Annotated in this window: 25 protein-coding genes; 9 read left to right on the plus strand and 16 right to left on the minus strand. The window is 39.0% G+C overall.

Features of this window, described 5'->3' with window-relative positions:
- Window positions 1–49 precede the first annotated feature (49 nt).
- From J7E77_RS21180 to J7E77_RS21190, 3 genes are all read right to left on the minus strand, one after another.
- Window positions 50–502 (minus strand): tripartite tricarboxylate transporter TctB family protein, encoded by a 453-nt coding sequence (locus J7E77_RS21180; RefSeq protein WP_214716843.1) that lies wholly within the window; start codon window positions 500–502, stop codon window positions 50–52.
- A 75-nt stretch (window positions 503–577) separates the two neighbouring features.
- Window positions 578–1,606 carry a Bug family tripartite tricarboxylate transporter substrate binding protein gene (locus J7E77_RS21185; RefSeq protein ID WP_214716844.1) on the minus strand — a complete coding sequence of 343 codons (1,029 nt, stop codon included), beginning with the start codon at window positions 1,604–1,606 and terminating at the stop codon, window positions 578–580.
- A 245-nt stretch (window positions 1,607–1,851) separates the two neighbouring features.
- Window positions 1,852–2,766 carry an alpha/beta hydrolase gene (locus J7E77_RS21190; protein ID WP_214716845.1) on the minus strand — a complete coding sequence of 305 codons (915 nt, stop codon included), beginning with the start codon at window positions 2,764–2,766 and terminating at the stop codon, window positions 1,852–1,854.
- A gap of 171 nt (window positions 2,767–2,937) precedes the next feature.
- Between J7E77_RS21190 and J7E77_RS21195 the strand changes: the two genes are divergently transcribed.
- Together J7E77_RS21195 and J7E77_RS21200 are read left to right on the plus strand one after the other, a co-directional pair.
- Window positions 2,938–4,263, plus strand: coding sequence for an alkaline phosphatase family protein (locus J7E77_RS21195; protein WP_214716846.1), 1,326 nt, complete (start codon window positions 2,938–2,940; stop codon window positions 4,261–4,263).
- On the plus strand, window positions 4,260–5,534 hold the full coding sequence (locus J7E77_RS21200; RefSeq protein ID WP_214716847.1) for an MFS transporter: 1,275 nt from the start codon (window positions 4,260–4,262) through the stop codon (window positions 5,532–5,534). The genes J7E77_RS21195 and J7E77_RS21200 overlap by 4 nt, the downstream gene beginning before the upstream one ends.
- Window positions 5,535–5,639: 105 nt before the next feature.
- On the opposite strand, the gene J7E77_RS21205 is transcribed toward J7E77_RS21200, so the two are convergent.
- Both J7E77_RS21205 and J7E77_RS21210 read right to left on the minus strand, forming a co-directional pair.
- Window positions 5,640–5,897, minus strand: a complete 258-nt coding sequence (locus J7E77_RS21205) for a hypothetical protein (RefSeq protein ID WP_214716848.1) — start codon at window positions 5,895–5,897, stop codon at window positions 5,640–5,642.
- A 239-nt stretch (window positions 5,898–6,136) separates the two neighbouring features.
- Window positions 6,137–6,484 carry a metal-sensitive transcriptional regulator gene (locus tag J7E77_RS21210; RefSeq protein WP_214716849.1) on the minus strand — a complete coding sequence of 116 codons (348 nt, stop codon included), beginning with the start codon at window positions 6,482–6,484 and terminating at the stop codon, window positions 6,137–6,139.
- A gap of 240 nt (window positions 6,485–6,724) precedes the next feature.
- Between J7E77_RS21210 and J7E77_RS21215 the strand changes: the two genes are divergently transcribed.
- Complete coding sequence (locus tag J7E77_RS21215; protein WP_214716850.1) at window positions 6,725–7,840, plus strand: metallophosphoesterase; 1,116 nt, start codon at window positions 6,725–6,727, stop codon at window positions 7,838–7,840.
- A 167-nt stretch (window positions 7,841–8,007) separates the two neighbouring features.
- The gene (locus tag J7E77_RS21220; protein WP_214716851.1) at window positions 8,008–8,169 is read left to right on the plus strand and encodes a hypothetical protein; all 162 of its coding nucleotides are present in this window, start codon (window positions 8,008–8,010) and stop codon (window positions 8,167–8,169) included.
- A gap of 101 nt (window positions 8,170–8,270) precedes the next feature.
- Here the strand turns inward: J7E77_RS21220 and J7E77_RS21225 are convergent, their stop codons facing one another.
- Together J7E77_RS21225 and J7E77_RS21230 are read right to left on the minus strand one after the other, a co-directional pair.
- A complete protein-coding gene (locus tag J7E77_RS21225; RefSeq protein ID WP_214716852.1) occupies window positions 8,271–8,747 on the minus strand; it encodes a CBS domain-containing protein in 477 nt (158 codons plus the stop codon).
- A 13-nt stretch (window positions 8,748–8,760) separates the two neighbouring features.
- Window positions 8,761–9,429 carry a TetR/AcrR family transcriptional regulator gene (locus tag J7E77_RS21230; RefSeq protein ID WP_214716853.1) on the minus strand — a complete coding sequence of 223 codons (669 nt, stop codon included), beginning with the start codon at window positions 9,427–9,429 and terminating at the stop codon, window positions 8,761–8,763.
- A gap of 296 nt (window positions 9,430–9,725) precedes the next feature.
- Here J7E77_RS21230 and J7E77_RS21235 point away from each other — a divergent pair, with 296 nt between their 5' ends.
- Together J7E77_RS21235 and J7E77_RS21240 are read left to right on the plus strand one after the other, a co-directional pair.
- A complete protein-coding gene (locus J7E77_RS21235) occupies window positions 9,726–9,890 on the plus strand; it encodes a hypothetical protein (protein ID WP_214716854.1) in 165 nt (54 codons plus the stop codon).
- 183 nt (window positions 9,891–10,073) lie between these two features.
- Window positions 10,074–10,520, plus strand: coding sequence for a hypothetical protein (locus tag J7E77_RS21240; RefSeq protein ID WP_214716855.1), 447 nt, complete (start codon window positions 10,074–10,076; stop codon window positions 10,518–10,520).
- Window positions 10,521–10,677: 157 nt separating this feature from the next.
- Here J7E77_RS21240 and J7E77_RS21245 read toward each other — a convergent pair whose 3' ends face one another.
- Window positions 10,678–11,250, minus strand: a complete 573-nt coding sequence (locus J7E77_RS21245; RefSeq protein ID WP_214716856.1) for a DNA-3-methyladenine glycosylase I — start codon at window positions 11,248–11,250, stop codon at window positions 10,678–10,680.
- A gap of 120 nt (window positions 11,251–11,370) precedes the next feature.
- On the minus strand, window positions 11,371–12,378 hold the full coding sequence (locus tag J7E77_RS21250; protein ID WP_214716857.1) for a DUF3231 family protein: 1,008 nt from the start codon (window positions 12,376–12,378) through the stop codon (window positions 11,371–11,373).
- 224 nt (window positions 12,379–12,602) lie between these two features.
- On the opposite strand from J7E77_RS21250, the gene J7E77_RS21255 reads away from it, so the two are divergent.
- Complete coding sequence (locus J7E77_RS21255; protein ID WP_214716858.1) at window positions 12,603–13,424, plus strand: Cof-type HAD-IIB family hydrolase; 822 nt, start codon at window positions 12,603–12,605, stop codon at window positions 13,422–13,424.
- Window positions 13,425–13,568: 144 nt separating this feature from the next.
- Window positions 13,569–14,159: a hypothetical protein gene (locus J7E77_RS21260; RefSeq protein ID WP_214716859.1), complete on the plus strand. Its 591-nt coding sequence runs from the start codon at window positions 13,569–13,571 to the stop codon at window positions 14,157–14,159.
- A gap of 90 nt (window positions 14,160–14,249) precedes the next feature.
- Here J7E77_RS21260 and J7E77_RS21265 read toward each other — a convergent pair whose 3' ends face one another.
- The 4 genes from J7E77_RS21265 to J7E77_RS21280 all read right to left on the minus strand — a co-directional run bounded on the left by J7E77_RS21265 (window position 14,250) and on the right by J7E77_RS21280 (window position 18,465).
- On the minus strand, window positions 14,250–15,725 hold the full coding sequence (locus tag J7E77_RS21265) for a sodium:solute symporter family protein (RefSeq protein ID WP_214716860.1): 1,476 nt from the start codon (window positions 15,723–15,725) through the stop codon (window positions 14,250–14,252).
- Complete coding sequence (locus tag J7E77_RS21270) at window positions 15,725–15,922, minus strand: DUF3311 domain-containing protein (protein WP_214716861.1); 198 nt, start codon at window positions 15,920–15,922, stop codon at window positions 15,725–15,727. The genes J7E77_RS21265 and J7E77_RS21270 overlap by 1 nt, the downstream gene beginning before the upstream one ends.
- A gap of 95 nt (window positions 15,923–16,017) precedes the next feature.
- Window positions 16,018–17,202, minus strand: a complete 1,185-nt coding sequence (locus J7E77_RS21275) for a M20 family metallopeptidase (RefSeq protein WP_214716862.1) — start codon at window positions 17,200–17,202, stop codon at window positions 16,018–16,020.
- Window positions 17,203–17,217: 15 nt separating this feature from the next.
- Window positions 17,218–18,465, minus strand: a complete 1,248-nt coding sequence (locus J7E77_RS21280) for a Zn-dependent hydrolase (RefSeq protein WP_214716863.1) — start codon at window positions 18,463–18,465, stop codon at window positions 17,218–17,220.
- Window positions 18,466–18,751: 286 nt separating this feature from the next.
- On the opposite strand from J7E77_RS21280, the gene J7E77_RS21285 reads away from it, so the two are divergent.
- On the plus strand, window positions 18,752–20,596 hold the full coding sequence (locus J7E77_RS21285; RefSeq protein WP_214716864.1) for a helix-turn-helix domain-containing protein: 1,845 nt from the start codon (window positions 18,752–18,754) through the stop codon (window positions 20,594–20,596).
- 55 nt (window positions 20,597–20,651) lie between these two features.
- On the opposite strand, the gene J7E77_RS21290 is transcribed toward J7E77_RS21285, so the two are convergent.
- The 3 genes from J7E77_RS21290 to J7E77_RS21300 all read right to left on the minus strand — a co-directional run bounded on the left by J7E77_RS21290 (window position 20,652) and on the right by J7E77_RS21300 (window position 23,928).
- Window positions 20,652–21,959 (minus strand): uracil/xanthine transporter, encoded by a 1,308-nt coding sequence (locus tag J7E77_RS21290; protein WP_214716976.1) that lies wholly within the window; start codon window positions 21,957–21,959, stop codon window positions 20,652–20,654.
- A gap of 39 nt (window positions 21,960–21,998) precedes the next feature.
- Window positions 21,999–22,832, minus strand: coding sequence for a DMT family transporter (locus J7E77_RS21295; protein ID WP_214716865.1), 834 nt, complete (start codon window positions 22,830–22,832; stop codon window positions 21,999–22,001).
- Window positions 22,833–22,992: 160 nt separating this feature from the next.
- On the minus strand, window positions 22,993–23,928 hold the full coding sequence (locus J7E77_RS21300) for a manganese-dependent inorganic pyrophosphatase (RefSeq protein ID WP_214716866.1): 936 nt from the start codon (window positions 23,926–23,928) through the stop codon (window positions 22,993–22,995).
- Between the last annotated feature and the right edge of the window lie 43 nt (window positions 23,929–23,971).

Consider the following 23,971-nt stretch of genomic DNA (forward strand, 5'->3'; position numbering starts at 1 on the left):
CCCCCTTCCCTTCCAAGAAACGTGGTGCCTGACACCATAACTTAGTTGACTAAAACCAAATTGGCCACCCTGGAAGCGTTCCTTTTAATACTTCGACAAATAAGAAATAGACAAATCCAGAAAAACATCCAGCGATTATTAGTGAGGTCAGCCATTTAGCACGTTCCATTGTCTGAAAGCAGACAAAAAGAAATAAAAATGTTGTGATCACATAACCAACAGATTCTAGCGTCAAAATATAGATTAATGTGGCTGCCAATATAATTAAAAAAGGCTTATACTGCAATTTTTCTTTTTTCTTTTCCTGCGTTTTTCCATTAAAGGTTTCATAAAATAAGCGAATACTTAAAATCGTCAGCAATACCCCAAGAAAAAATGGAAAAATATCTGGACCGACTACACTTCCATAAGAAGAGCTTGCAATACTTCTGCTTCCGATAATAAATAGGACTCCTACAGCTAGAAACAATATAGCAGCGATGCGATCAAATTTAATGTCCATCCGCAATCCCCCCAATCCGTGCGATTTTAAAATAAAAGGGAAGGAGAAAGTCGTTCCTTCCCTCTTGGATTACTTCTACTTCTGCATTCCTAATGCTTCTAATAATTGTTGTACTTGTGATTCCTGATCATCTAAGAACTTTTTAAAATCTGCCCCATTTTTATACTCTAATTCCCAGCCTTGTGTCTCGACTTCTTTTTTCCATTCAGGTGATTGAACTAACTTATCAATGGTTTTTTCCCAATAAGCTTTTGCTTCATCGGACATTTTTTCTGGACCAAATACACCACGCCAAATCGTAAATTCTGCATCGACACCTTGTTCCTTCGCTGTAGGGACATCTTTAAAGTCACCGGATAAACGTTCAGTGGATGTAATCGCCAGCACCCTTACTTTGCCTGCCTTAAGAAACTCTTTTACGCTAGAGGCATCCGTCCCAATGACATCTGCGTTTCCTCCAAGTAATGCGGTAATCGCTTCGCCACCGCCATCATAGGAAACGTATTTAATTTTGGTTGGGTCAACTCCGTATTTATAGGCTGGTAGAATGGAAACTAAATGGTCCATCGAGCCTGGTGCCGAGCCACCAGCAAAAGTCAACTTACTAGGATCCTTCTTTACTTCTTCCAAAACTGATTTTAAATCTTTAAATTTGGAATCGGCTTTTACAACTATCGCTCCATAGTCTTTCGTAAGTTGTGCTAATGGTGTGGTATTCTTATAACCGTACGGACTGTTTCCTTCTTTCTTTAAATTGTTGATAATAATCGGCGGTGAATTGACAAACAGCATGTCATTATTTTCCACTTGCTGGGTTGCATATTCCGCCATAAATACTGCTCCACCGCCACCAGGCTTATTCTCAACTGTCATTGGCTGTTTTACAAGCTTTGTTTCACTTAACACTTTTGTAAACGAGCGGGCTGTTAAATCCCAGCCTCCACCTGCTCCTGAAGGTGCTACCACGCTAATGGCCTTTGTTGGATAACCGGTTCCTTCCTCTTTTTTACTTGTACTCGCTGTTTCCTTACTGCTGCAAGCCCCCAAACTTAATGCCAATGCTCCTGCACACATTACTGCTGAAATTCTTTTGATAGAAAACATTTCATTTCCCCCTTTGTAAACGTTTTCTTAACGTTTTCTTAATTTTACAAAAATTTTGAGGTTTTCATAGATTATTCATTTAAATAGCATTAAAAACTTAACTACCATTTTGTTCATAAAGTTCATAGGTTGAATTATTGTTATCTACACGTGAAAGAACTCCTGATTCAGGATCTCAGGAGTTCTCAGATTTTCATTTATAACTTGGACCGACCCAAGATCTGGCCAAGGTATGCTTAAAAAAATTATTGGAAGGTTTTCTTTAGGTAATTCCCTATTTCGCTTACAGCCTTTTTCGCTTCTGGTAAAGTATCACCACTAATTTGCCAGACATGCCACATCTTGTCCCATACTTTAAAAGTGACATCAACACCTGCATGACGTGCTTGTGTGGCGAGCAATTCTGCATCGCTTTGCAAGATCTCATGATTCCCTGCTTGGATGAATAATGGCGGAAGCCCGGTCAAGTCTGCAAAGACAGGTGATACGAGCGGATGGTTGAGGGAATTCTCATTCCCCGCATACATTAGTGCTGCATCCCTTACACCTTGCACACTTAAATATGGATCAACCTCCTTGTTTTTACGATAACTTTCCCCGCTGCTGGTTAAATCGACCCAAGGAGAAAGACAAACAATTGCCCCCGGCAGCGGTTCATTTTGATCCCTTAAGACCAAAGTGGCAGCAATGCTTAAGCCACCTCCTGCAGAATCTCCTGCCAAAATTATTTTGGAGGAATCATAACCTTGTTGCAATAGCCAGCGGTACACGGTAACAGCATCCTCGATTGCAGCTGGAAATGGATGCTCTGGTGCAAGACGATACTCTGGAAATAACACCTTTACACCCGCCGCTTTCCCAATACGAGCCGCTAGTGGGCGGTGGGTATTGGCTGAACAAAATGCATAACCACCACCGTGTAAATAAAGGATCACCTTGTCAGCTAAAATGTTTTCGGAACTAAGCCACTCAGCGTACAAGCCTTCAATTTCAAGTTGCTCAACCTGGCAGTTTTTTGGGAGTTTCCCCAGTTTTCTTGCAGCCGTGTCGAGCATCTGCCGCTGTTCATCCATCGCTCGATCTGATATCCCCTTCTTTAGTGCTCTTTTTACCGAAAGTTTAATTCCTTTTTCAAAAAAATAGCTTCGGATACTTGGCATCTTCTTACCCCCATTAATCCAGAATTTGCTAATATCATTATACTAGAAAAACCTTCTATTAAATCAATGCTTTCAACAATATTGTAAATATTCTGTAACCATTCTTCCATTTCCGCCTACCTGTAGTACAATTGTAGTAACTGGTAGATATTTTCGGAGGTTTTCCAATTTATGAAACGACTGACTGACCATTTAATTATCATTTCATTTGATTGCCTTTCAGCCTTAGATTTTCCTAAGTTAAAAGAACTACCACACTTTCAAACCCTATTAAAAAATGGGGCCTATGTAGAGAAAGTCGAATCCATTTACCCTTCCGTCACTTATCCTTGTCATGCAACGATTGTCACAGGTAATTATCCGAACCGACATGGTGTAATTAATAACACTCTTCTACAGCCAGGCATGGTTTCTCCTGATTGGAACTGGTTCAGAGATTGTATTCGAGGAACAACCTTGTATGACGAGGTAAGAAAGGCAAATATGACAACAGCTGCTCTATTATGGCCAGTAACAGCCAAAGCAAAAATTGACTATAATATGCCCGAAATTTTTGCGAACCGCCCTTGGCATAATCAAATTCTTGTTTCACTGATGAGTGGAAGTCCCCGCTTTCAGTGGGATCTCAATAAACGTTACGGTCATATCCGAAAAGGCCTTAGTCAACCGGAATTGGATGACTTCGTCTTAGAGTCAACCGTCGATACCATTAAATCAAAGAAGCCGAATTTATTGATGGTCCACTTTACTGATTTGGATACCCAGCGCCATTATCATGGTTTTTCTTCGGAGGAAGCACTCGCGGCAATCGACCGCCACAATAGCCGACTTGGCAGAATTATCGATGCCTTAAAGGAAAGCGGAATCTATGAGAATTCCACTGTGGTTGCATTAGGTGATCATAGTGCTTTAGATGAAAATAAAGCCGTCAACCTAAATGTTCTTCTCCATGAGCAAAATATGATCACTTCTAACGGAAAAGGGAAAATAATTAATTGGAAGGCTTATTGTAAAAGTTGTGATGGCTCCGCATATATTTACATTAAAGACAAAAAAGATTTCGCCACACAGGATAAAGTGAGACGATTGCTAGATTCCTTGTATGAGGATTCTGAAAACGGGATTGAAAACGTTATCACTGGGGAACAAGCTGCGGAAAAAGGCGCAGATGGAACGTGTTCCTTTATGGTTGAAGCCCAAAGAGGATATTTCTTTTTAGAAGACTTTGAAGGAGAGTTCATCAAAACGATCACGAAGGAGGACGTAAACGCGAATCATAAATACACATTGGCCTGTCATGGCTATTCACCTGAGAAAGAAAATTACGGAACCATTTTTATGGCAGCCGGAAAAGGGATAAAATCAATCACCCTGCCTTCAATCCGTCTCATTGATGAAGGCCCCACATTCGCAAGGCTTTTAGGCGTAAATTTAGGCCAAACAGATGGAAGGGCTATAGAAGAGATTTTGAAAAATGAAAAGGGGGTAAATTCATGAGTCGGATGTCGAAACAAGAAAAAGGCTGGGTGTTATATGATTGGGCTAACTCTGCTTATTCGATCCTAATCACCACGGCAATATTTCCGTTGTATTTTAAAGCGGCTGCAAACGATGCGGGGCTTGCTGCTACCACTTCCACTGCCTATTGGGGATATGCTAATTCGTTTGCCACTCTGCTTATTTCGCTTTGTGCCCCAATTTTGGGAAGTATTGCAGATTTCAAAGGGTTAAAGAAACGCTTATTCACCTTTTTCTTTGTATTAGGGATTGTATTTACCTTGCTGCTTGCTGTTGTACCTAGTAATCAATGGCTAATTTTATTAATTTGTTACATGGTTACCGTTATTGGTTTTGGTGGAACAAATATTTTCTACGATGCCTTCCTTGTCGATGTTACGACCGAGGATCGGATGAATCAGATATCTTCAAAAGGCTATGCGATGGGTTATATCGGAAGTACGATCCCCTTTATTATCAGCATTGCCCTGATCATATTATCGCAGCAAAACATTCTCCCACTATCTGTTACGGTTGCAAGTCAAGCGGCTTTTGCAATTACCGCCCTATGGTGGGGCTTATTCACGATTCCGATGCTAAAAAATGTAAAACAGGTATATTATAAAGAGGCTGTGTCAAACCCCATTTCCAATGGCTTTAAACAGCTGTTTGAAACATTCAAGAAAATTAAGTTATACCGTCCATTGTTTCTATTTCTAATAGCCTATTTCTTTTACATCGACGGAGTTAATACGATTATTACCATGTCTACAGCATACGGATCCGATCTAGGAATCACTTCTACTAATCTACTCATTATCTTGTTTGCAACACAAGTTGTGGCTGCACCGTTCGCCATTTTATACGGGAAACTTGCCGATAAATTCAAAAGCAAAACCATGCTTCTGGTTGGAATTTTTGTTTATATTGTCATATGTACGTATGCTTATTTCTTAAAAACGACGTTAGATTTTTGGATTTTGGCGATGCTCGTTGCCTCCTCACAAGGCGGGATCCAGGCCTTAAGCCGCTCCTACTTTGCCAAACTTGTTCCAAAAGAACATGCGAATGAGTTTTTTGGTTTCTATAGTATTTTTTATAAATTCGCAGCCATTTTAGGGCCGTCTCTTATGGGATTCACCGCATATATGACCGGCAATACCAATAGCGGCGTGTTTAGCTTAATTGTTCTTTTCATCATCGGGGGCATCATCCTCCTACGCGTACCGGAGTCCACCAGCATATCACAATCAAATTCTATTTCTCAATAAAAATTACTAGACCTCACCTTGAGGTCTATTTTTTTTAATAAAATGGTGCCTGACACCAATAATTGGGCGAATTTAAGAATCTACAATCTTTTAGAAAGAGCGCGTTTATTTTTTACTTTTTATAAAGTGAACGATTGTCCCACCAATAATGGAACCAATCGCAACGGATCCAAACATCATAAAATAGATTCTCTCAGCTAAATCAGCCATTCCTTCACCTGGATAAAGTACCGCCTTCGCACCCATTATAAATGCTGCTGCTAAAAAGAATACCGCTGGGATCCAGTTTACCCATCTGGAATCTATTTTCATTAACACGAATGGAATGACCATCCCAATAAGAACTAACCCACAGAAAAACATGTGCACCCACCCTTCCTTGTAAATATTATATTCACCTTTGGAATGGGACGTTCTTTAAAGATGTTGTATCCCAAATCAAAAAAAAGCTGGAAAGTCTACTAATATCTAGTACCTTTCCAGCAAGGGATTTCTTAGTTTTACTTATATCTAAAATGAAAAATTGGGACATTTGCAATTCTCAAATTTTTAAATCTTAAAAATATTATTTTTTATTGTCCTTGGAACATCAATTGTCTCGATTATTTTTTCATTAATTTTTGGATGGTGACCAGAACTTCATCCAAGACTTCAAAATCACCTTCTTGAATTCTTTCGACAACACAGCTTTTCATATGACCTTCAAGCAGGATTCTGGCTACGCTATTTAAGGCGGATTGAGTGGCCGATATCTGGTTAATGACATCATCACAATACGTATCTTTTTCAATTAAGCCTTTTATACCGCGAATTTGCCCTTCAATCCGGTTTAGTCTCGTAACAAGATTATTTTTCACTTTATCCGGATGATGACTCTTACGATCGCTGCCTTCATCTGTGCAGCAGGTTTCTTCAAAAAGTTCATCTACCTTCCCTACTTCATTAGACATTGGTCCGCCTCCTTTTTGGGCTTATTATATCATACCTCCGGAAAGTGACGGGAACGGTTGATAGAATTTATTAAACTTCCTATTTATTACCGCTATGATTAAGTCACTAGATCAAAATAATTTAGTTAAAATACAGGTTTACTCCTAAGGCTTGATTAATTGACAGTCCTTCCAAATCCATGCAATACTTGAACTACATTTCATGTTTTATGAAATATTCCCTCAATGAAGGAGCAATTAATGAAACCACGCTACTTGATAAATTTCATGACCATCATAATTGTTTATTCTGCCATAACATTTTATATCGGTTGGAACGGCTGGGTTTGGCTGCATTCAGTTTTCGATTTGCAGGATAAATGGATATACGGTTTAGTTGTTAGTCTCATTTCCTATTCATACATCATCGGACATTTCACAAAAAAAGTGTCACTATTTAAAATGATCGGCTCTTATTGGTTTGGATTATTCCAATATGCCATCCTTTTCCTGCCTCTTTCCAATCTTGTTGCCTTTGTTCTCATTTTTGCTGATCTTTCCACAACATCTGTCATCAATTGGGTAGGAGGAGCGGTATTAATATCTTTTGTTATTCTATTTATCTACGGAACGTTTAATGCATATAGCCCTGTCGTTCGGACTTTTTCACTTGTCATTCCAAAACAGGTGGGCAATCTAACTGAGCTACGAATTGCCATGGCCTCTGATATGCATTTTGGCAGACTTTCAGGCATCCGACATGTTCGCCGGCTTGTTCGTAAAGTAAATGCGCTAAATCCGGATATCATTTTACTGCCAGGCGATATCATTGACGACGATCCCTTGCCATTTACTCAAAAGAAAATGGGTGATGTCATGAAGGAGTTATCGGCTTCATTAGGTGTTTATGGAGTCCTAGGAAATCATGAATATTATGGCGGCGGGATTCCAAAGTTTTTGCAGGAAATGGAAAGAATCGGGATAACTATCCTCTTAGATCAAGTAATCAAAATAGCCGACAGCTTTTATCTTGCAGGTCGAAAAGACAAAACTGATCGAAATCGGCTACCGATTGAAGCTTTACTAACAGATATTGATCCATCCCTGCCAATTATTATGATGGATCATCAGCCTGCTGAAATAACTCAAGCGCAAGAAAATCGTGTCGACTTACTTTTATCAGGCCATACACACAGAGGGCAAATGGCACCGAATCATCTGATTACAAAAAGGATATTTGAAAATGATTGGGGCTATCTTCAGAAAAGTCAGCTTCATTCCATTGTTTCATCCGGTTTTGGTTTTTGGGGTCCTCCACTTCGGATTGGCAGTCGTTCTGAAATCATTCAAATAAATCTTACATTTTTAAAAACATGAGAATTACTCATCATTCTTTTGCTTCCCACATATTTATAAAAGATAATTTATTTTCGTGTTCACATAACGTAAAATATTTTTTAACTTTTCTGATTATTTATTCTAGCTTTATTTCCTTATCTTCATATATAATATTTTCATAACTATCTCGAAGGGTGTTGGTTAATTTGGCAAACAAAGCTGAAGCGAAAACAATCTCTGTTAATTCGACAATTTCATTAAAAGGAATTGTAAAAGCCATTTTCAACGATACCGTTCATGTGCAAATTGGCGGGAAAATCATAACGCTCCCAGCATCTGAGCTCCTGCTTGAAAAACCACTTCAATAGTTTAGTCCTACAAAGGTTATTATAATGGAACAATAGGAGTATATTCTTTCCAAAGACAGCCCTTCCCTTTAAAGTGAAGGGCTGTCTCAGTTGCATGACTATCATTGCCAATCATTAATAATCGTTTCTTGTATGCTGCGAATGACATCTCCCCTGCTAATTACACCAACCACATGATTAGACTCATCAACAACAGGTAGTTTTTTAAAGTGATGCTTAGACAATAGAGAGACAACTTTTTTCATTTCATCTTCAGGATGGACGGTTACGATTCCGTGGGTTTTTGCAATCCGAATGACTTCCCTGTCAGCCAATTCTCTCAACCGATTCTCCATGTCTTCTTCTGCAACATATGTGATAAGAGAGAAATAATCATGAATCCGACGATCGACTGGACTGATTGCCCGTAAAACGTCTCCATCTGTTACAAATCCACGTAGCACACCATTCTCATCGATAATCGGTAAACCGCCAATTTTTTTCCCAACAAACAATGTCATTACATCTTTAATGGAAGCACTTGGACTAGCTGATATAACATCCTTAACCATAAAGTCCTTTACCTGAACATTTATCATATCGACATCACCTTCATTTTTTGGATATTGGATTATTCGTTTCATCCGTATTTTGCAATTGCTGTAACACATCTGGTGGAAAAACCATCCGGCAAATTACTTTCGAAATATCTAGAAAATCCGCTCTTTTCCCAGTTTGTCCTTCTTTCCCATGACCATTTTCCACTAAGACTAAAATTGCCCACGCGACAGTTTCTAAATCGAGATCCTCCCAGGTTAATCCTTTTTCTTCCGCTTGTTTTAGCCCTAACAAAATTCTCGAATGAATTTTCCTTCGTGCGTCACCCAAAAATTCAGCAAGACTAGGATCTTTCATCACTAACTCAGGCAACACACGCTGTATCCCTAACTCATTAAGGCGTTTATTATGGGCTCCTAAAAGCGATGCTAATAATGATACTGGATCATGGGAAATCCAACTAGGTTCAGGTGGGAGAAGCTTGTCTAATTTGTCTTCTAATAATGACATTAAAAGTTGGCGTTTATCTGAAAAATAACGATAAAAGGTACCGGTAGCAACACCTGCATGGGCAGCAATTTCCTTAGCAGTAGTTTGCTCGTACCCCTTAGAAATAAACAAAGTTTGTCCACTTTCGAGCAGTGCATTTCTTTTTTGTTGCGCCCGTTCCTGTTTTGGGAGAAAAGGGAATTCACCAATTAATAGGTCATCACTGTCTGGCATTTTATCACCTCAAATATATCATACCACGATTTTAAAATTTGAACCACAGTTCATGTTTTCGTTGACAGACAACTTCAAAAATGCGATACTTGACCTACGGTTCATGTTAGTCGCTATTATTGTTTAAACACCCCTTTGCAATATAGGTAGATCAAAACATGACCGATTTTTTTATAAAAATCCCCTTGCCTTAGCAGGAGTTTCTAATATTTTTCCGAATAATTTAATGTATCTTTATTTTAATTTTTTTCTATAAGTTCCTATATTTCTACCAATTTTCGAAAGGCGTTGATATTGTGGCAAACCAAGCTGAATCCAAAAAAATCTCTGTCAATTCAACCATCTCCTTAAAGGGAATTGTGAAAGCCATTTTCAACGACACCATTCATGTCCAAATCGGCGGCAAGATCATTACTTTGCCCACATCAGATTTCGCGCTTGATAAACCTGCACAGTCATAAGCAAACCTTTTTAATTACCAAGAAAGCCCATCACAATTGTGATGGGCTTTCATTTTGTAAAATGAGTAGCATCCTTCGATTCATTTCATAATATACAAAAGATATGCTTTGGCTGCACTGATTTCTGTCCTTGTCATTATCTTTATATATGAAGAGTTTAAGTTGAGTAGGTTGTGAAAATCGTTGAAAAGTAGTTGTGAATTAGAAAAAGGCCTACGAACAGTTAGTTCCATCCAACGAAATATTGATATAATAACGGCATTTTTATTATTAACAGGGCAAGTGACAGTTGTTAGACTTATTATAGAACCAGGAGGATTTGCCCTATCTGTTGGTGGGCCGCTAACTGGAATAGCGCGTTTAGAAGGTAAATCAGGACATAATACATTTAGTTTGTTATTGGACATTGGGGATATCCTATTAGCCATACTATTGATTAGCGATCAGACAAATGTGTCAGGTATCTTTATAGGTCCAGGAAGGTTTAGCTTTAATATTACAGGACCTATTTTTGGAGTTCCTAAACACGAACCAACATTGCCTGATTTAGAAAAAGTCTTTACGCAATTTCGTTGGATTATATCTGAACATTTTAAAATCGAACCTGAAATTCTATTCAAATCTAATTAAGAAGGAAGTGGTCATGTTGTCCTTAACAGACCTCCCAACATTCGAGCCCTCTAAAGCAGAGATATTTCTATTTTTACTGTCAATTGCCATTTTTATATTTTTCTTTACACAAACTAAGGAAAGCGATGTCTCTTCATTGAGATAATCGCTTTTTTCATTAGTTCATTATTTGATGTGCTTTTTGATAACATTCACAGGTCACGATATGGTCATTCACCATCCCTGTTGCTTGCATAAACGCATAACAGATGGTCGAGCCAACAAATTTGAAGCCGCGCTTCTTTAAATCCTTACTTAATTGATCACTAATATCCGTGATAGCTGGAACATCTTTCATTTCGCGGAAGTGGTTTTGAATAGGCTTACCTCCAACAAAGGACCATATGTACTTACTAAATGAGCCAAACTCCTCCACAACTTTCAAAAACGCATGTGCGTTGGTAATGACTGCATTGATTTTTAGCTTATTTCGGACAATTCCTTCATTATGGATTAATTCTTCGATTTTCTTTTCATCATAGCGGATAATTTTTTCGGCTTCAAAGTTATCAAAAGCTTTCCGGTAGTTCTCTCTCTTTTTTAAAATGGTGTACCAACTCAGTCCTGCCTGGGCCCCTTCGAGATTTAAGTACTCAAATAGCAGGCGATCATCATAGACCGGAACTCCCCATTCATAATCGTGATAATCAATATATAGTGGATCCTGATTTACCCAACCGCATCGATTCATCTTTGAAAAGCCTCCAGTACTTCCGTTGATTTCATAACTTACGTTCACTTAAGTATGACATATTTTTTCAAAAATATGAACCTCCCATCATTAAAATGGGAGGTTTATGAAATCGCAGGTTTACTGTTTTGCCAATTTATCTCTGTCATCAAAAGTCGGCGGCTGTTCCATCCAGCCGGTTTTAATCAACAGATTGGCACCGTCTTCTGCGTATTTAGTTATATCTGCAATTAGCAATTCATACTTTAGACCTAAATCACGTCTTTGGGAGAGAGCAAAAGCAGCCCCATAATAACCTGAAGCGGTTGCAACCAATGTAACGATATGAAATAGCATCAGTTTATCTGAAAACGGTGCTATGGTAGATTTTGATACCTCTGAATCCCATTTTCTTGGTGCAGGTAAGTTACTTTCAAATAAAATATCACTTAGCGTTTCATATTGGCGATCACAAATCTTTTCTCCTCTTTTTATGTAATCGCGAAGTTCCTTTGATTGAGCCACTTGACAAAACCCAATTTCCAACACAATCTTCGCAATCGTCTTTTGCATATTAAAATAGATACCGCTCACTTCAATCGCATTTAAAGGCCTTCTGTCACGAAACCAGCCGGTTAAAAAACTCTGTTTTGTTACAAAATCAACTTCATTTGGTGCATTGATGTTAGGAGGCCTGTTAATAATGCCTTTCTGGACCATAACATCCATGACCATATCGTATAATTTCATCGTTTCAGTGTTGCACTGAATGAAGTAGCTCCTTTGATCTGCGCGGATAGATGTACCTACCGCACCTGCATAGCCAGTTAACCCATGCAGTGTCATTATGTACATATAAAACAGCATAAAGAGATCTGAAAATAACGGGGGAGCATTCAGATTTATATCTTCTTCTGTAAAACCAATCGGAGTTGGATATTTTTCTTGGTCAAGAAATTCACTTATACTCTTTAGATGAGAATGTGATAATTGCAGGGCAAGCTCTAATACCTGGCGAATATCCTTGTCCTCAACCTTCTCCAAATAATAACGAACAACACAAGCAGCCATGCTATCATTCATATATTGTGACCAAAGATTAGCAATTTCTGCCGAAGACAGCCGCGGATTATGACTTATATTTTCCACACAATTTCCCCTCCAATGATTCGATCCTTATGTTTCGATAACTGTTGGTCATACTCATATCCGACTAGTTTTCACCATAATAAGTAATTATATTTGTACAAAAAAATAGTACAGAATAAATTATTATCTTTTTATAATACGAATTGGTTTCAATTGTAAGACGTATTTTTACTAGATTTATAGTAAGATAGTTAGATGACATATGTTTAAAGGAGACTTCAAGAATGCCTTATAAAATGATTGTACTTGATTTAGACGATACACTATTGCAGGACGACCACACGATATCTGACCGCACAAAGCGTGCACTTATGGATGCACAAGAATTAGGAGTGAAAGTGGTGTTAGCTTCTGGCCGGCCTACGTCAGCCATGTATGCTATTGCTAAAGAACTGCGGTTGAATGATTTCGGCAGCTTTATTCTTTCTTTTAATGGCGCTAAAATTACTAACTGTCAGACTGGTGAAGAACTGTTTAGCAGCACTTTATCGCCTGATGTCGTTCACTATTTATATGAAGTAAGTCGTCGTGAAAATGTTTGGATTCATACGTATGTTGGGGATCAGATTGTTACCGAGGCTGGAAACCAATTCACAAATATTGAAGGAGAAATTACTGGCCTAGAAATAATTGAAGTCGGCAGTTTCGTGGAGGCTGTATCGGAACCTGTGGTAAAAGTGCTGATGCTTGAAGATGAAACAAAACTTGCGGAAGTAGAAGAAAAACTGCAGCGAGAGTTAGCTGGTCATCTAAGTGTCATGCGTTCCAAACCATTCTTTCTAGAATTTACGGAGCATGGCGTCACGAAAGGTACAAGCCTTAGCCTCTTGATTCAACAGCTGGGGATTAAGCGCGAAGAAGTCATTGCAATGGGTGACAGCTATAATGACCTAGCGATGATTGAGTTTGCAGGCTTAGGTGTTGCTATGGGGAATGCTCCAGACGATATTAAAGAAAAAGCTAACTTTGTCACCGACAGCAATATGAATGACGGTGTCGCAAAGGTTGTAGAAAAATTCATATTGAAAACACCGACTCTTGTTTAAAAAATATTTTACCGAAATAACGCTTGGAAGTTTTCCGAGCGTTATTTTTTCACCCTTTCCTCTCCAACTGCCCAATCATGTCCCCTCTTTAGATTTTCAAGCATAAACTATCACAACCAATTATAAAAAAAGGCGGGGAGAGGTATGGGATTATTCATTAATAACAGTGACCATCCAGATGTTTATAAAAACAAACAAAATCCACAAGCGACCAATCAAGTCATATCAAGACAGGATTTCCTGTCTCAATTAATTTCTGAACAGCAAATAGCGAATACTGCACTCAAAAAAGCCTTATCTGAATTAGGTATGCAATCCCAGCATCAAGAAGAAACACACTTCAACCAGTGGAACCATGTTGGAAATCAATTAAATGATTTACAAAGAAGGTTGGAGAGGTACGAGGATGCGAATCATCAGCTTGTCCTCCAATTGAATGAACAGCTCGAATTACAAAAAAAGGTTGCAGAAAAAATGGCGAAACAAGAGGCGTTTCAAGGCGGAGTTTTACAGCGCTTAGACAATCAAGAAGCACTAATGGACAAAATCTCCCGTCAAATCAATCATATCCGTTCCATTCTGTTCGAACGGACGAATTATTTGGCCACAAAAATAGACGACGGCTATAAACTTACTTCTTCCTATGTGTATAAATTAATGACGGGTTCCGACCAGCCATTAACATTTTTCTTGATGAATCATAAGAAAGAAGAAATTCAAAAACATACTGATTAACTTCACTGATTTAAACGTTACAAAAATAAAACACCCCAGTCGTCAATACTTTTTAACGACTTGGAGGTGTTTTAGTTATTCATTCTAAAATTATGCCACATGCTCATTCGTGTTATTGGCAGCACTTGCTGATTTCGTTACAAAACTTACAACAAATGTAACAACAAGATTAATTACTAATGCGATAACACCCACATTGAGGTCTTTAATGAATTGTGGAAGCGCTGGGAATATTGTACCAACAGTAGAAGCACTAATTGTAATGTAGGCAACTGTAAACACCCCTACTGCAATACCCGCGAATGCACCAGCTTTTGTCACCACGTTCTTTTTAGCTAAGCTGAATACCAATGCTGGGAACAATTGTGTTACAAGGCTGTAGCCCATTAATAACAATGTTACTAGAGTATCTCCACCTTTAAAGGTAAAGTATAGAGCGATGAGTGCAACAACTGGTACTAAGTTCTTCGCTAATTTAGATACTTGTTGGTCAGATGCTTTTGGCACAAACACCTTATAGACGTTTTTCGCTAATAAAGTAGCAGCTGCCATCATAATCATGGAACCTGGAACAATTGCCGTCAGTAAGCCAGCTGCTCCGATTAATCCAACTACCCATGGATCAAATGTCTGCATCGATAGTTTTAATAATGCCAAGTCACCCGCTGGACCCTCCAAACCCTTAACCTGAAGAATAGCGGCAAAGCCTACAAAGAATACAAACAATAATACTAGCTGATAAAGTGGCATGATAATCGCATTCTTACGGAATACCTTTGCACTTTGTGCAGAATAAATCGATCCAAATGTGTGCGGCCACATATAGAAACCAAGTGCAGTTAATAATACTGTAGAAATAAACCACGATACACTTAAACCAGTCTCTGGAAGAGCAAGGAAACCTGGTTTAGCAGCCTCAATTGCTTCAAACATTGGCTGGAAGCCGCCGTAATAGTGAATTGGTAAATAAATACCTAAGAATAAAACAATACCTAAAATCATGATATCTTTAATAACAGCTGTCCAAGCAGAACCGTGAATTCCTGAAATCATTACGTAAACCGTTACAGCAATAACTCCAATCCAGATAGCTGCAGTAGATGAAATCGAACCACCAGAAGCTTCAGAAACAATGATTCCTAGTCCTTTTAATTGTAGGACAAGATATGGAATCAATGCAACTACACCAACTATAGATACAAAAACACCAAGTAATGGACTTTTATATTTACTAACAAAAAAGTCGGATTGTGACATTAATTTGTTATCTTTCGCATATTTCCAAATGGCTGGAAGTAACCAATAGGACATGATGTAAGCTAAACAGCCGTACCCTAAGATATAATAAGTTGGGCCACCCTTACCGTAAGCCCATCCGCTTCCGCCAAGGAACGTAAATGTTGTATAAATCTCCCCTGCCATTAATAGGAATACGAAGATTGTTCCGAACCCGCGTCCCCCTACTGACCACTGCTCGAGGCTCATGTCCTTGCCCTTTTGAGCTTGTACACCAAGGAAGATGGATAATGCTAAAAATCCGAAAATGATAATTAATGCTGTATTCATTAGATTTCCTCCTCCTTATTTTTGGGGTCCAATTTGAAAACAATTGCCATAATTCCAGAAGTAATTACTACCCACAAAACAATGTAAAAGAGCACAAAAGGCATCCCGAACACATAGGGAGTGACTTTATTGGCGAAAGGAACTCCGCCGAGTAAACCAATGAACGGTATAATTGCGATAAGCTGATGTAATTTCATAAAATAACCCCCTAATTTTAATTGATAATAATCATGCCTTTTTTTTAACCGGACCTTCGCTGGTCTCTTTATTTCACGAAGATCCAGATGATAACTTAAGCTAAAAACTTAAATGTCGCATGAAGGAATGTTTTTACACCAATTTCTAGTGCATCCTCATCGATTGTGAAGCGTTCGTGATGATGCGGGTAGTTAATACCTTGTTCCTCATTACCGGCTCCAACATAGAAGTAGCAGCCTGGAGCTTTTTCCATGAATGCAGAGAAATCTTCTCCACCCATATTGGGTCTCATCATATCAAGTGCCTCTTCACCAAATACTTCTCGAACCGTTTCTTCAATCACAGCTGTCACTTCATTATCATTGATGACAGGACGGTAGCCAAATTCATATTTAAAGTCGTAAGTGGCTTCATGCGCTTCGGTAATTCCCTTGACGACGCGCTCCATTTTTGCAGGAATGGATTCACGAAGTGTTGGATCAAAGCTGCGAACAGTCCCCCAAATTTTAACTTGTCCAGGAATCACGTTGTGTGTTGTCCCACCAATAAATTGGGTTACAGAAATAACCAAACTATCTAGCGGGTCTGTATTCCTTGAGACAATATGCTGAAGGTTGGTTACAACCTGTGCAGCAACGGCGATTGAATCGATTGTTTGGTGTGGAAGTGCTGCATGTCCACCCTTTCCATTCACAGTGATCCAGAAGGTATCTGGAGAAGCCATCATCGAACCGTAGACAACCCCAACTTTGCCTTTTTCAATTGGTGACCAGAGGTGTGTACCGATTACAAGGTCTACCCCGTCCATTACTCCTGCTTGCACCATTTCCTCAGCACCGCCAGGGAATAACTCTTCTGCATGCTGGAACAAGAAACGAACTTCCCCTTTAATATGCTCCTTTAAGCCCGAAAGAATTTTGGCTGTACCGAGTAGCATTGCTGTATGACCGTCATGACCACATGCATGCATCACACCAGGGTTTTGGGAAGCAAATTCGAATGTGTTCTCTTCTTGGATTGGCAGTGCATCCATATCCGCACGAATGGCAAGTGTTTTTCCTGGCACAGGGCCGATCAAACGTGCAACCACACTAGTTTTTGTTGGACGGGAAATCTCCATGTTTCCAAACGATTGTAACGTATCATAAATAAATTGAGATGTTTTTTCCTCCTGGAAGGATAGTTCCGGATTTTGATGCAAATGCCTTCTCCAGGCAATGACTTGCTCTTTTGTTTCTTCTGCTAATTGGTTAAGGTTTACTGTTGTACTAATACTCATGCTTGTCATCTCCTATTAGTTTGTTGCTGCATTCACTTTTTGAACCGCTAGATTTAGAACCGTATGATAAAGAACATTCGCACCGTCTGCACAGTCCTCTTTTGAACTCCATTCAGCTGGGTCATGACTAATTCCATTCTTGGAGCGGATGAATATCATTCCCATTGGACATAAATCCAACAATTGCATCCCATCATGTCCTGCTCCACTTGGAAGATAATAACTTTCTAGTCCTAATTTTTCAAAAGCGTCTCTTGCTGCATTCTTTACAATTACAGAACATGGGGCTGGTGCAACCCGCTGTAAGTCTTCAATCGTCAATTTAACACCTTGGGTCTCACAAATCTGTTGCGCCTGTTCCCTAATATTCTGCTCTACCTCATCACGGACTACTTCACTTATATCCCGAAGATCTAATGAGAATTCAACCCGACCTGGAATGATGTTAATTCCACCTGGCTGTACCTGAACTTGTCCCACTGTACCAACTGTAGTTCCAGTTTTAGCTGCTTCTGCTTCAATCACTAGCATCACTCTTGCAGCTGTAGTCAATGCATCATGCCTAATGGACATCGGGGTCGCACCTGCATGACCGACTTCTCCTTCTAAAATAAACTTGAGCCATAACGGACCAGCTAATCCTGAAACAATCCCGGCAGAGAGGTTTTGACCTTCAAGGACTTTCCCTTGTTCAATATGAAGCTCGATATATGCTTTAACATCCTCAGGTTTGCGTGCTGCTTTTCCTATCGTATCTGGCTTTAGACCACTAGCGACAAACGCTTCTGCAATCGTGATCCCGTGTTTATCCTTATTAAGCAATTCTTCTTGCGTAAGGGTGCCAGCGATACCCCTGCTTCCAATCATCCCAAAACTAAATCTTGCCCCCTCTTCATCCGTAAAAGCAATCACTTCAATGGGATGCTCTGTCTCAATATTCTGCTCATTCATGACTTGAAGTGCTTCAACCGCTGAAAGAACACCCAGTGGTCCATCAAAATTCCCACCGTTAAGGACAGAATCTATATGGGAACCAGTTAAAACCACAGATGCATTTGGATTTCCTCCATCTTTCCTGCCAATTAGGTTTCCAACTTCATCCTCACGAACTTTCAGCCCTGCTTCTATCATAAATGCAGCTACAAGATCCTTCGCTGCTCTTTCTTCTGGAGTGAAAGATAAGCGAGTGACTCCGTTTGTGTCTGTTTTCCCAATTTCGCTTAGAAGATTCAACCGACTCCATAATCTTTCTTTGTTAATCAATGCCCTATCCTTTCTGCCACACTCCCGATTAGTTTGTCGCTTTAATGGAATGGCAAGTAATTTTTTATTTATTTATAATTATAAAACTTATCAGATTATTTGTTATGTTGTTTTCTACAAAATTCTTAATAAACAATTTGTGTAAAAACACAAAAAAATCACATAAATCTCACTTTTACCTAATAATTACTGATAAAAATCACACATTGTCGAGAAGAGTTTGTTACAATAGACAAAAGAAATTTAATTTTTTCATTATTCCTATCATTAGATTGTGAGGTGCACCATGAAGGAAACTCTTAGTCATCGCCAGCTGCAGTCATTAATACACGTCTCCAATGTATTAAACTCATCCTTAGATATCGATACGATTATAGACTCAATTATGGTACAAACGGTCTCAGTCATTGATGCAGCCCACGGTGGGGTTTTATTCATTTATGACCCTAAACAAGATTTGCTTATTCCAAAGTCTGACAGCAATTTTAAGTCAGAAATTACAAGGGTACGGTTAAAACCAGGTGAATCTATGACGGGCCTGGCTTTCACCGCCCAAAAATGCTTGATTTTTCATAACAGAACGGAAGTGGAAAAAGCAACGGCAACCCTGTCAGAAACGAATCATATGCTCATGGATCAATCGATCCCCACACTTCCTTATTCATCTATTTGTGCACCAATCCTATTAAAAGGAGAATGTATTGGAGTTATTACACTTGATTCTTTTGATCAGTCCCTTCACTTTATCCCTGAGGATATTAATCTTCTAACTGCTATTGCCCATCAAGCTGCTGTAGCACTTGAGAAAGCAAACCTTTACAGTGAGCAAGAAGAGACGGTAAGACAGCTGGAGGAATTAAATAACACGATTTCCAAACAAAATGAGATGCTATCACGGTCTGTGGATATCCATAATCGATTGGCTGCCCTTGTTTTACACGGTGAAGGGCTCGATTCGATTATCACTTATTTGAATGAAACAACCGGACACAATGTTTTGTTATATGATGATCTTGGAGAACTGATCTCCTATGCATATAAAGATAAGCTATCCGATGATGAGTTATATACAATAAGAGAATTGGCACAGAATGCGATAAAAACACCTGGAAACGTCCGTTCATTCATTGAAACCAACATGAATAAAGCAAATCAGTGTATAACCGTCCTTCCAATTGGGGCCAAGCCAACGCTTTATGGCTCACTAATTATCGTTTCTCCTGAAAAAATGCGTGATGTTGATATCGCAGCATTGGAGCATGCATGTACCGTTATCTCACTCGAACTTGTAAAGGATCAAGCTATTTTTGATGCACAGGAAAAAATAAATGGGGAGCTCATTGATGTTCTATTTTCCGGAAAAGTAGACGGCACCATTCTTCAAAAAGCGAAACAGATGGATTTCGATCCGATGGGTGATTATTTAGCTGTTATTATCCGGTTAGACGAAATGGACAATACACATAAAAGGAACAGCATCATTCGCCACCTTGTTCAGTTGGCCAACCGAGTATTTTTAAAAAATTCTTTAAAAGGGATGGCGGTTAGAAATCACGACCAAATCGTTGTACTGCTTACTTTTCAACAAAAGGTTTCACCTGCCTATGCACACCATCAAGTTAAAGAGCTGGTGTCTAAATTTCAACAGGAAATCCAAGTTAAAAATTGGGGCACTAATGTTTCGATAGGTATTGGGAGAATTCATTCCAGCTTATTAAAAGTTACTAAATCGATGCAGGAGGCAGCGAAATGTCTTCAATTCCTTCAAAGTTATGGAGGGAAAAACCAAGTAATTAGTTATAAAGAACTTGGCGTTCAAAGACTTTTGCTACAAAATACCGAAGAAGAACTTATTGATTTTATCATGGAAGTACTCGGGCCTCTGTTTGAATATGACCAATCCCGTAAAGGCGAACTGCTACCTTCGTTGTTTGCATATCTTGAACACAATCAAAATGCGAAAGAAGCAGCAGAATCCATCCATGTTCATACCAATACATTGATGTATCGGTTAAAAAGGATTGAAGAAATTCTTTCCACTGATTTATCTGATAGTCAACAATTTTTGAATATTCATCTAGCAGTAAGCCTTTATCCTTTTATAAAAGAAAAGCTTACTCCACTCGCTTAATACCGATATTAAAAAACAGGGCGCTCCTAATTTAAACGGGGCGCCTTTTATTTATTCAACTGATCTTTTTTTTGGGACTTGGTATCGATTTCTCTAGTTTGGACCAATCAATTGTATTTTCAAGCACAATCGCAAGCAAAATTCCTACAAGTAAACCGCTGCTTAATAGCGGTCGAACAAGCATCGGGATGGAACCAAACATTTCAGCAGGAATATTCATGATCGCAATTCCTAGTAGAACAGGTGCAGCGATTCGATAAATTGTTCTTTGGTTAAAGCGAATTCCATTCAAATTTGTAAGTGCTCCGCTAAATAATTGCAAATAGGCTACAAATAAAACTGCATCCCCGACACTGATGGGCAAAGTAGAAAACAGTTGACTCATCGCAGGCACCGAACCAAGTAATATAAACAAAGCACCTCCAATGACGATTGGTGCCCGATCAAAAATGAGCGTTGACTGTAAAAATCCCAGTGAAGAAATATAGGGTGCATACGGAACCAAACCAAATAGGCCCGATACGATCGAATTAATCCCTGTTAAAACAAATGAGCGGCGGTATTGATTATTTGTGGTTTTCGTCTTTATGATTGGCTCAATCCCTTTTATGGAAGCCATAGTATTCGTTGTATTAACCAAACCAGTGATGACTGCCATCAGAATTAGACCAAAGCTAAAACTAGGTTTCCCCCAAGGAAATAACTGAAAAAGTTCCGTTGATGTACTCGGATTAGTTGGGGTTGATGGAAAAAATATTGCGTAAACCACCCACCCAGTTACAATCCCAATTAGGATGGAAAAATTCCGAATCACTCCATGCCCCTTAAGATTAATCCATACAACGAGTATAATTAACAGGACCGATAATCCTGCTGTTGGTATATCAATCTGAGTTGCTGTTCCCAATCCGAGCATCCCTTTTGTAAAAATGACAATAAGCTGGCTTGCAAGCAGAAATAGCACGGTACCCATAACTACGGGTGTAAATAACCGCTCTAACACCTGTCCCATTCCTAAAGCTCCGAGAATGATAACTAAAGCGCCTGAAATAATAATACCAAGCGCAAGACCACCCCCTAGTTCAGTCAAACTGATTCCCGCTGAAGAAGCTGAAGCACAAAGACTTAGGATGGCACCCCACCACAAGCCAGATTGTCCTTCCATAAGTGGATACTTATGCCCAAAAACAGCTTGCAGGATACAGGCTGTCCCTGTATAGATAAATGATCTTTGCAGTGTACTAGCCACTTCAACTGATGATAAGTCAAAGGCATCCCCGATAGTTAACGGGATGACCACAGTATTTGCAAACATGAAAAATAACCATTGCAGACCAGCCAAGAACATGGTGGTCGAGTGCATTCGGTTCACTGTTCATCCCTCCTTTGTTCATTGTTCCCTTTATACGACTGTAATAATAATACCTAAGATCGTAATCACACAAGCAGTTAGCTTAGCGGGCGTAATTTGCTCCTTAAAATAATACCATGCTAGGAAAACAGCAAATAACGGTGAAGTGAAAGCGAGTGACACAACAAGTGTTCCATCGGCAAATTTTAAGGCAGTAAAAAGACAAATCCATTGGATGATGACCGTAATTCCGCGTAAACTTAGATGTTTATGCAGGCTAGGAAACCACACCTTTGGACGGTAAACTAGATAGGTAATTAGGGCAATACCGCAGGCTCGATAGAAGTAAAGCGTCACTGGATTTACCCATCCATGAACAAGTAACTGCTGCGAAGGCACCATACTAACTCCAAACACAACTGCTGATGCGATCCCCAATAAATTTCCAGGTTTTTTTAATTCAAGAAATGGAGTCAGCGGGTTCCGACCTTTCAAATTTAAAAAATAAACACCGACCATGATAAATAAAACAGACACAAGTACAAATGGATGAAATCCATATAAGACGCTATTCGGAATAAATGTGAATAATGGTGTTAATGCCATGTAAACGGAAAGGACTGATACCTCGATTTTGTTCATTGCTTTAAAGAATAGTAAATTTCCTAACATATCTAGCAGGACAACCAAAATTAGCAAGGAAATCGAGATCGCGTTCATTTTAAATAAATAAAGCCATGGTAATGTAAGTCCAAGAAACAAACCTATATATGCAAATGATGTAACGATGAAACTATTATTATCCTTCATTTCTCCAACAATTTTCTTTGCATAAAGTGCATTCAGTGCATTAAAAAAAGAACTGATCAGTGACAAAAACAGCATGCGATTATTCCTTCCTCTCAATTAAAATATTAGAGAATTTCGATTTTCTAAATATTTAATAGATTACAACAAAAGTCAGTTGATGGAAAGAAGGAATTAATTTTGAGTATTTATAGGGATAGAAAAAACCGTCCATGAAAATGTCCATGGACGGTCTATCTTATAAACCTTTAGTAAAAATATCAGTCAACACAGGTACGATTTGCTTTTTGCGTGAAACGACACCTTTTAAGGTAGCAGTGTTATTAGCAAGTGTAACATTATATGCTTTTTCTACTGCAACTGTTTTGCTTCCTAAAGCTAAACCAACTGAATCGTTTGTTAAAATGTCAGTTACCACAAACAGGAATAAATCTAAGTTCTTTTCTTCGATAATCGTAGAGATCGCCGCTTCTAATTCTTCTTGACGAGCAAGCACATCTGCCGTATCAACCACATTGACTTGAGCAATTTCTACTTTACTTGAGCCCATTTCAAATCCTTTAGCATCTAGGCTTAGCAGTTCGTTAATTGATTTGTCGCGAACGTCTGCTCCAGCTTTCAACATTTCAAGTCCATATGCATCTGCATCGACACCAGCAATTTCAGCTAACTCACGTGCTGCTGCTACGTCTTCTGGCGTACAAGTTGGGGACTTAAATAATAATGAGTCAGAAATAATCGCAGAAAGCATTAATCCGGCAATTTCTTTGCTTATTTCTTTGTTGTTTTCTTTGTACATTTTATTTAGGATTGTTGCTGTACATCCTACTGGCTCGCAGCGGTAATATAACGGATCACTTGTTTCAAAGTTAGCAATCCGGTGGTGATCGATTACTTCTAATACACGAACATCAGCGATATCATTTGCACTTTGCTGGCGCTCATTGTGATCAACTAGGATGACCGCGTTCACTTCACTCGAAACTGCTTCAACAAGGCGTGGAGCCTCTGCATTAAACTGGTTTAGTGCATATTGTGTTTCACCATTTACTTGTCCTAAGCGCACTGGTTCAACATCCATACCTAATTGTTTTTTTAAGTCTGCATAGGCAATTGCAGAACAAATCGTATCTGTGTCAGGATTTTTATGACCGAAAATAAGTACTTTTTCCATTTTATTTCTCCTAATCCAATGAATTTATGTAGATCAAGCCCAA

The organism is Bacillus sp. ISL-77 (genome assembly GCF_018613105.1).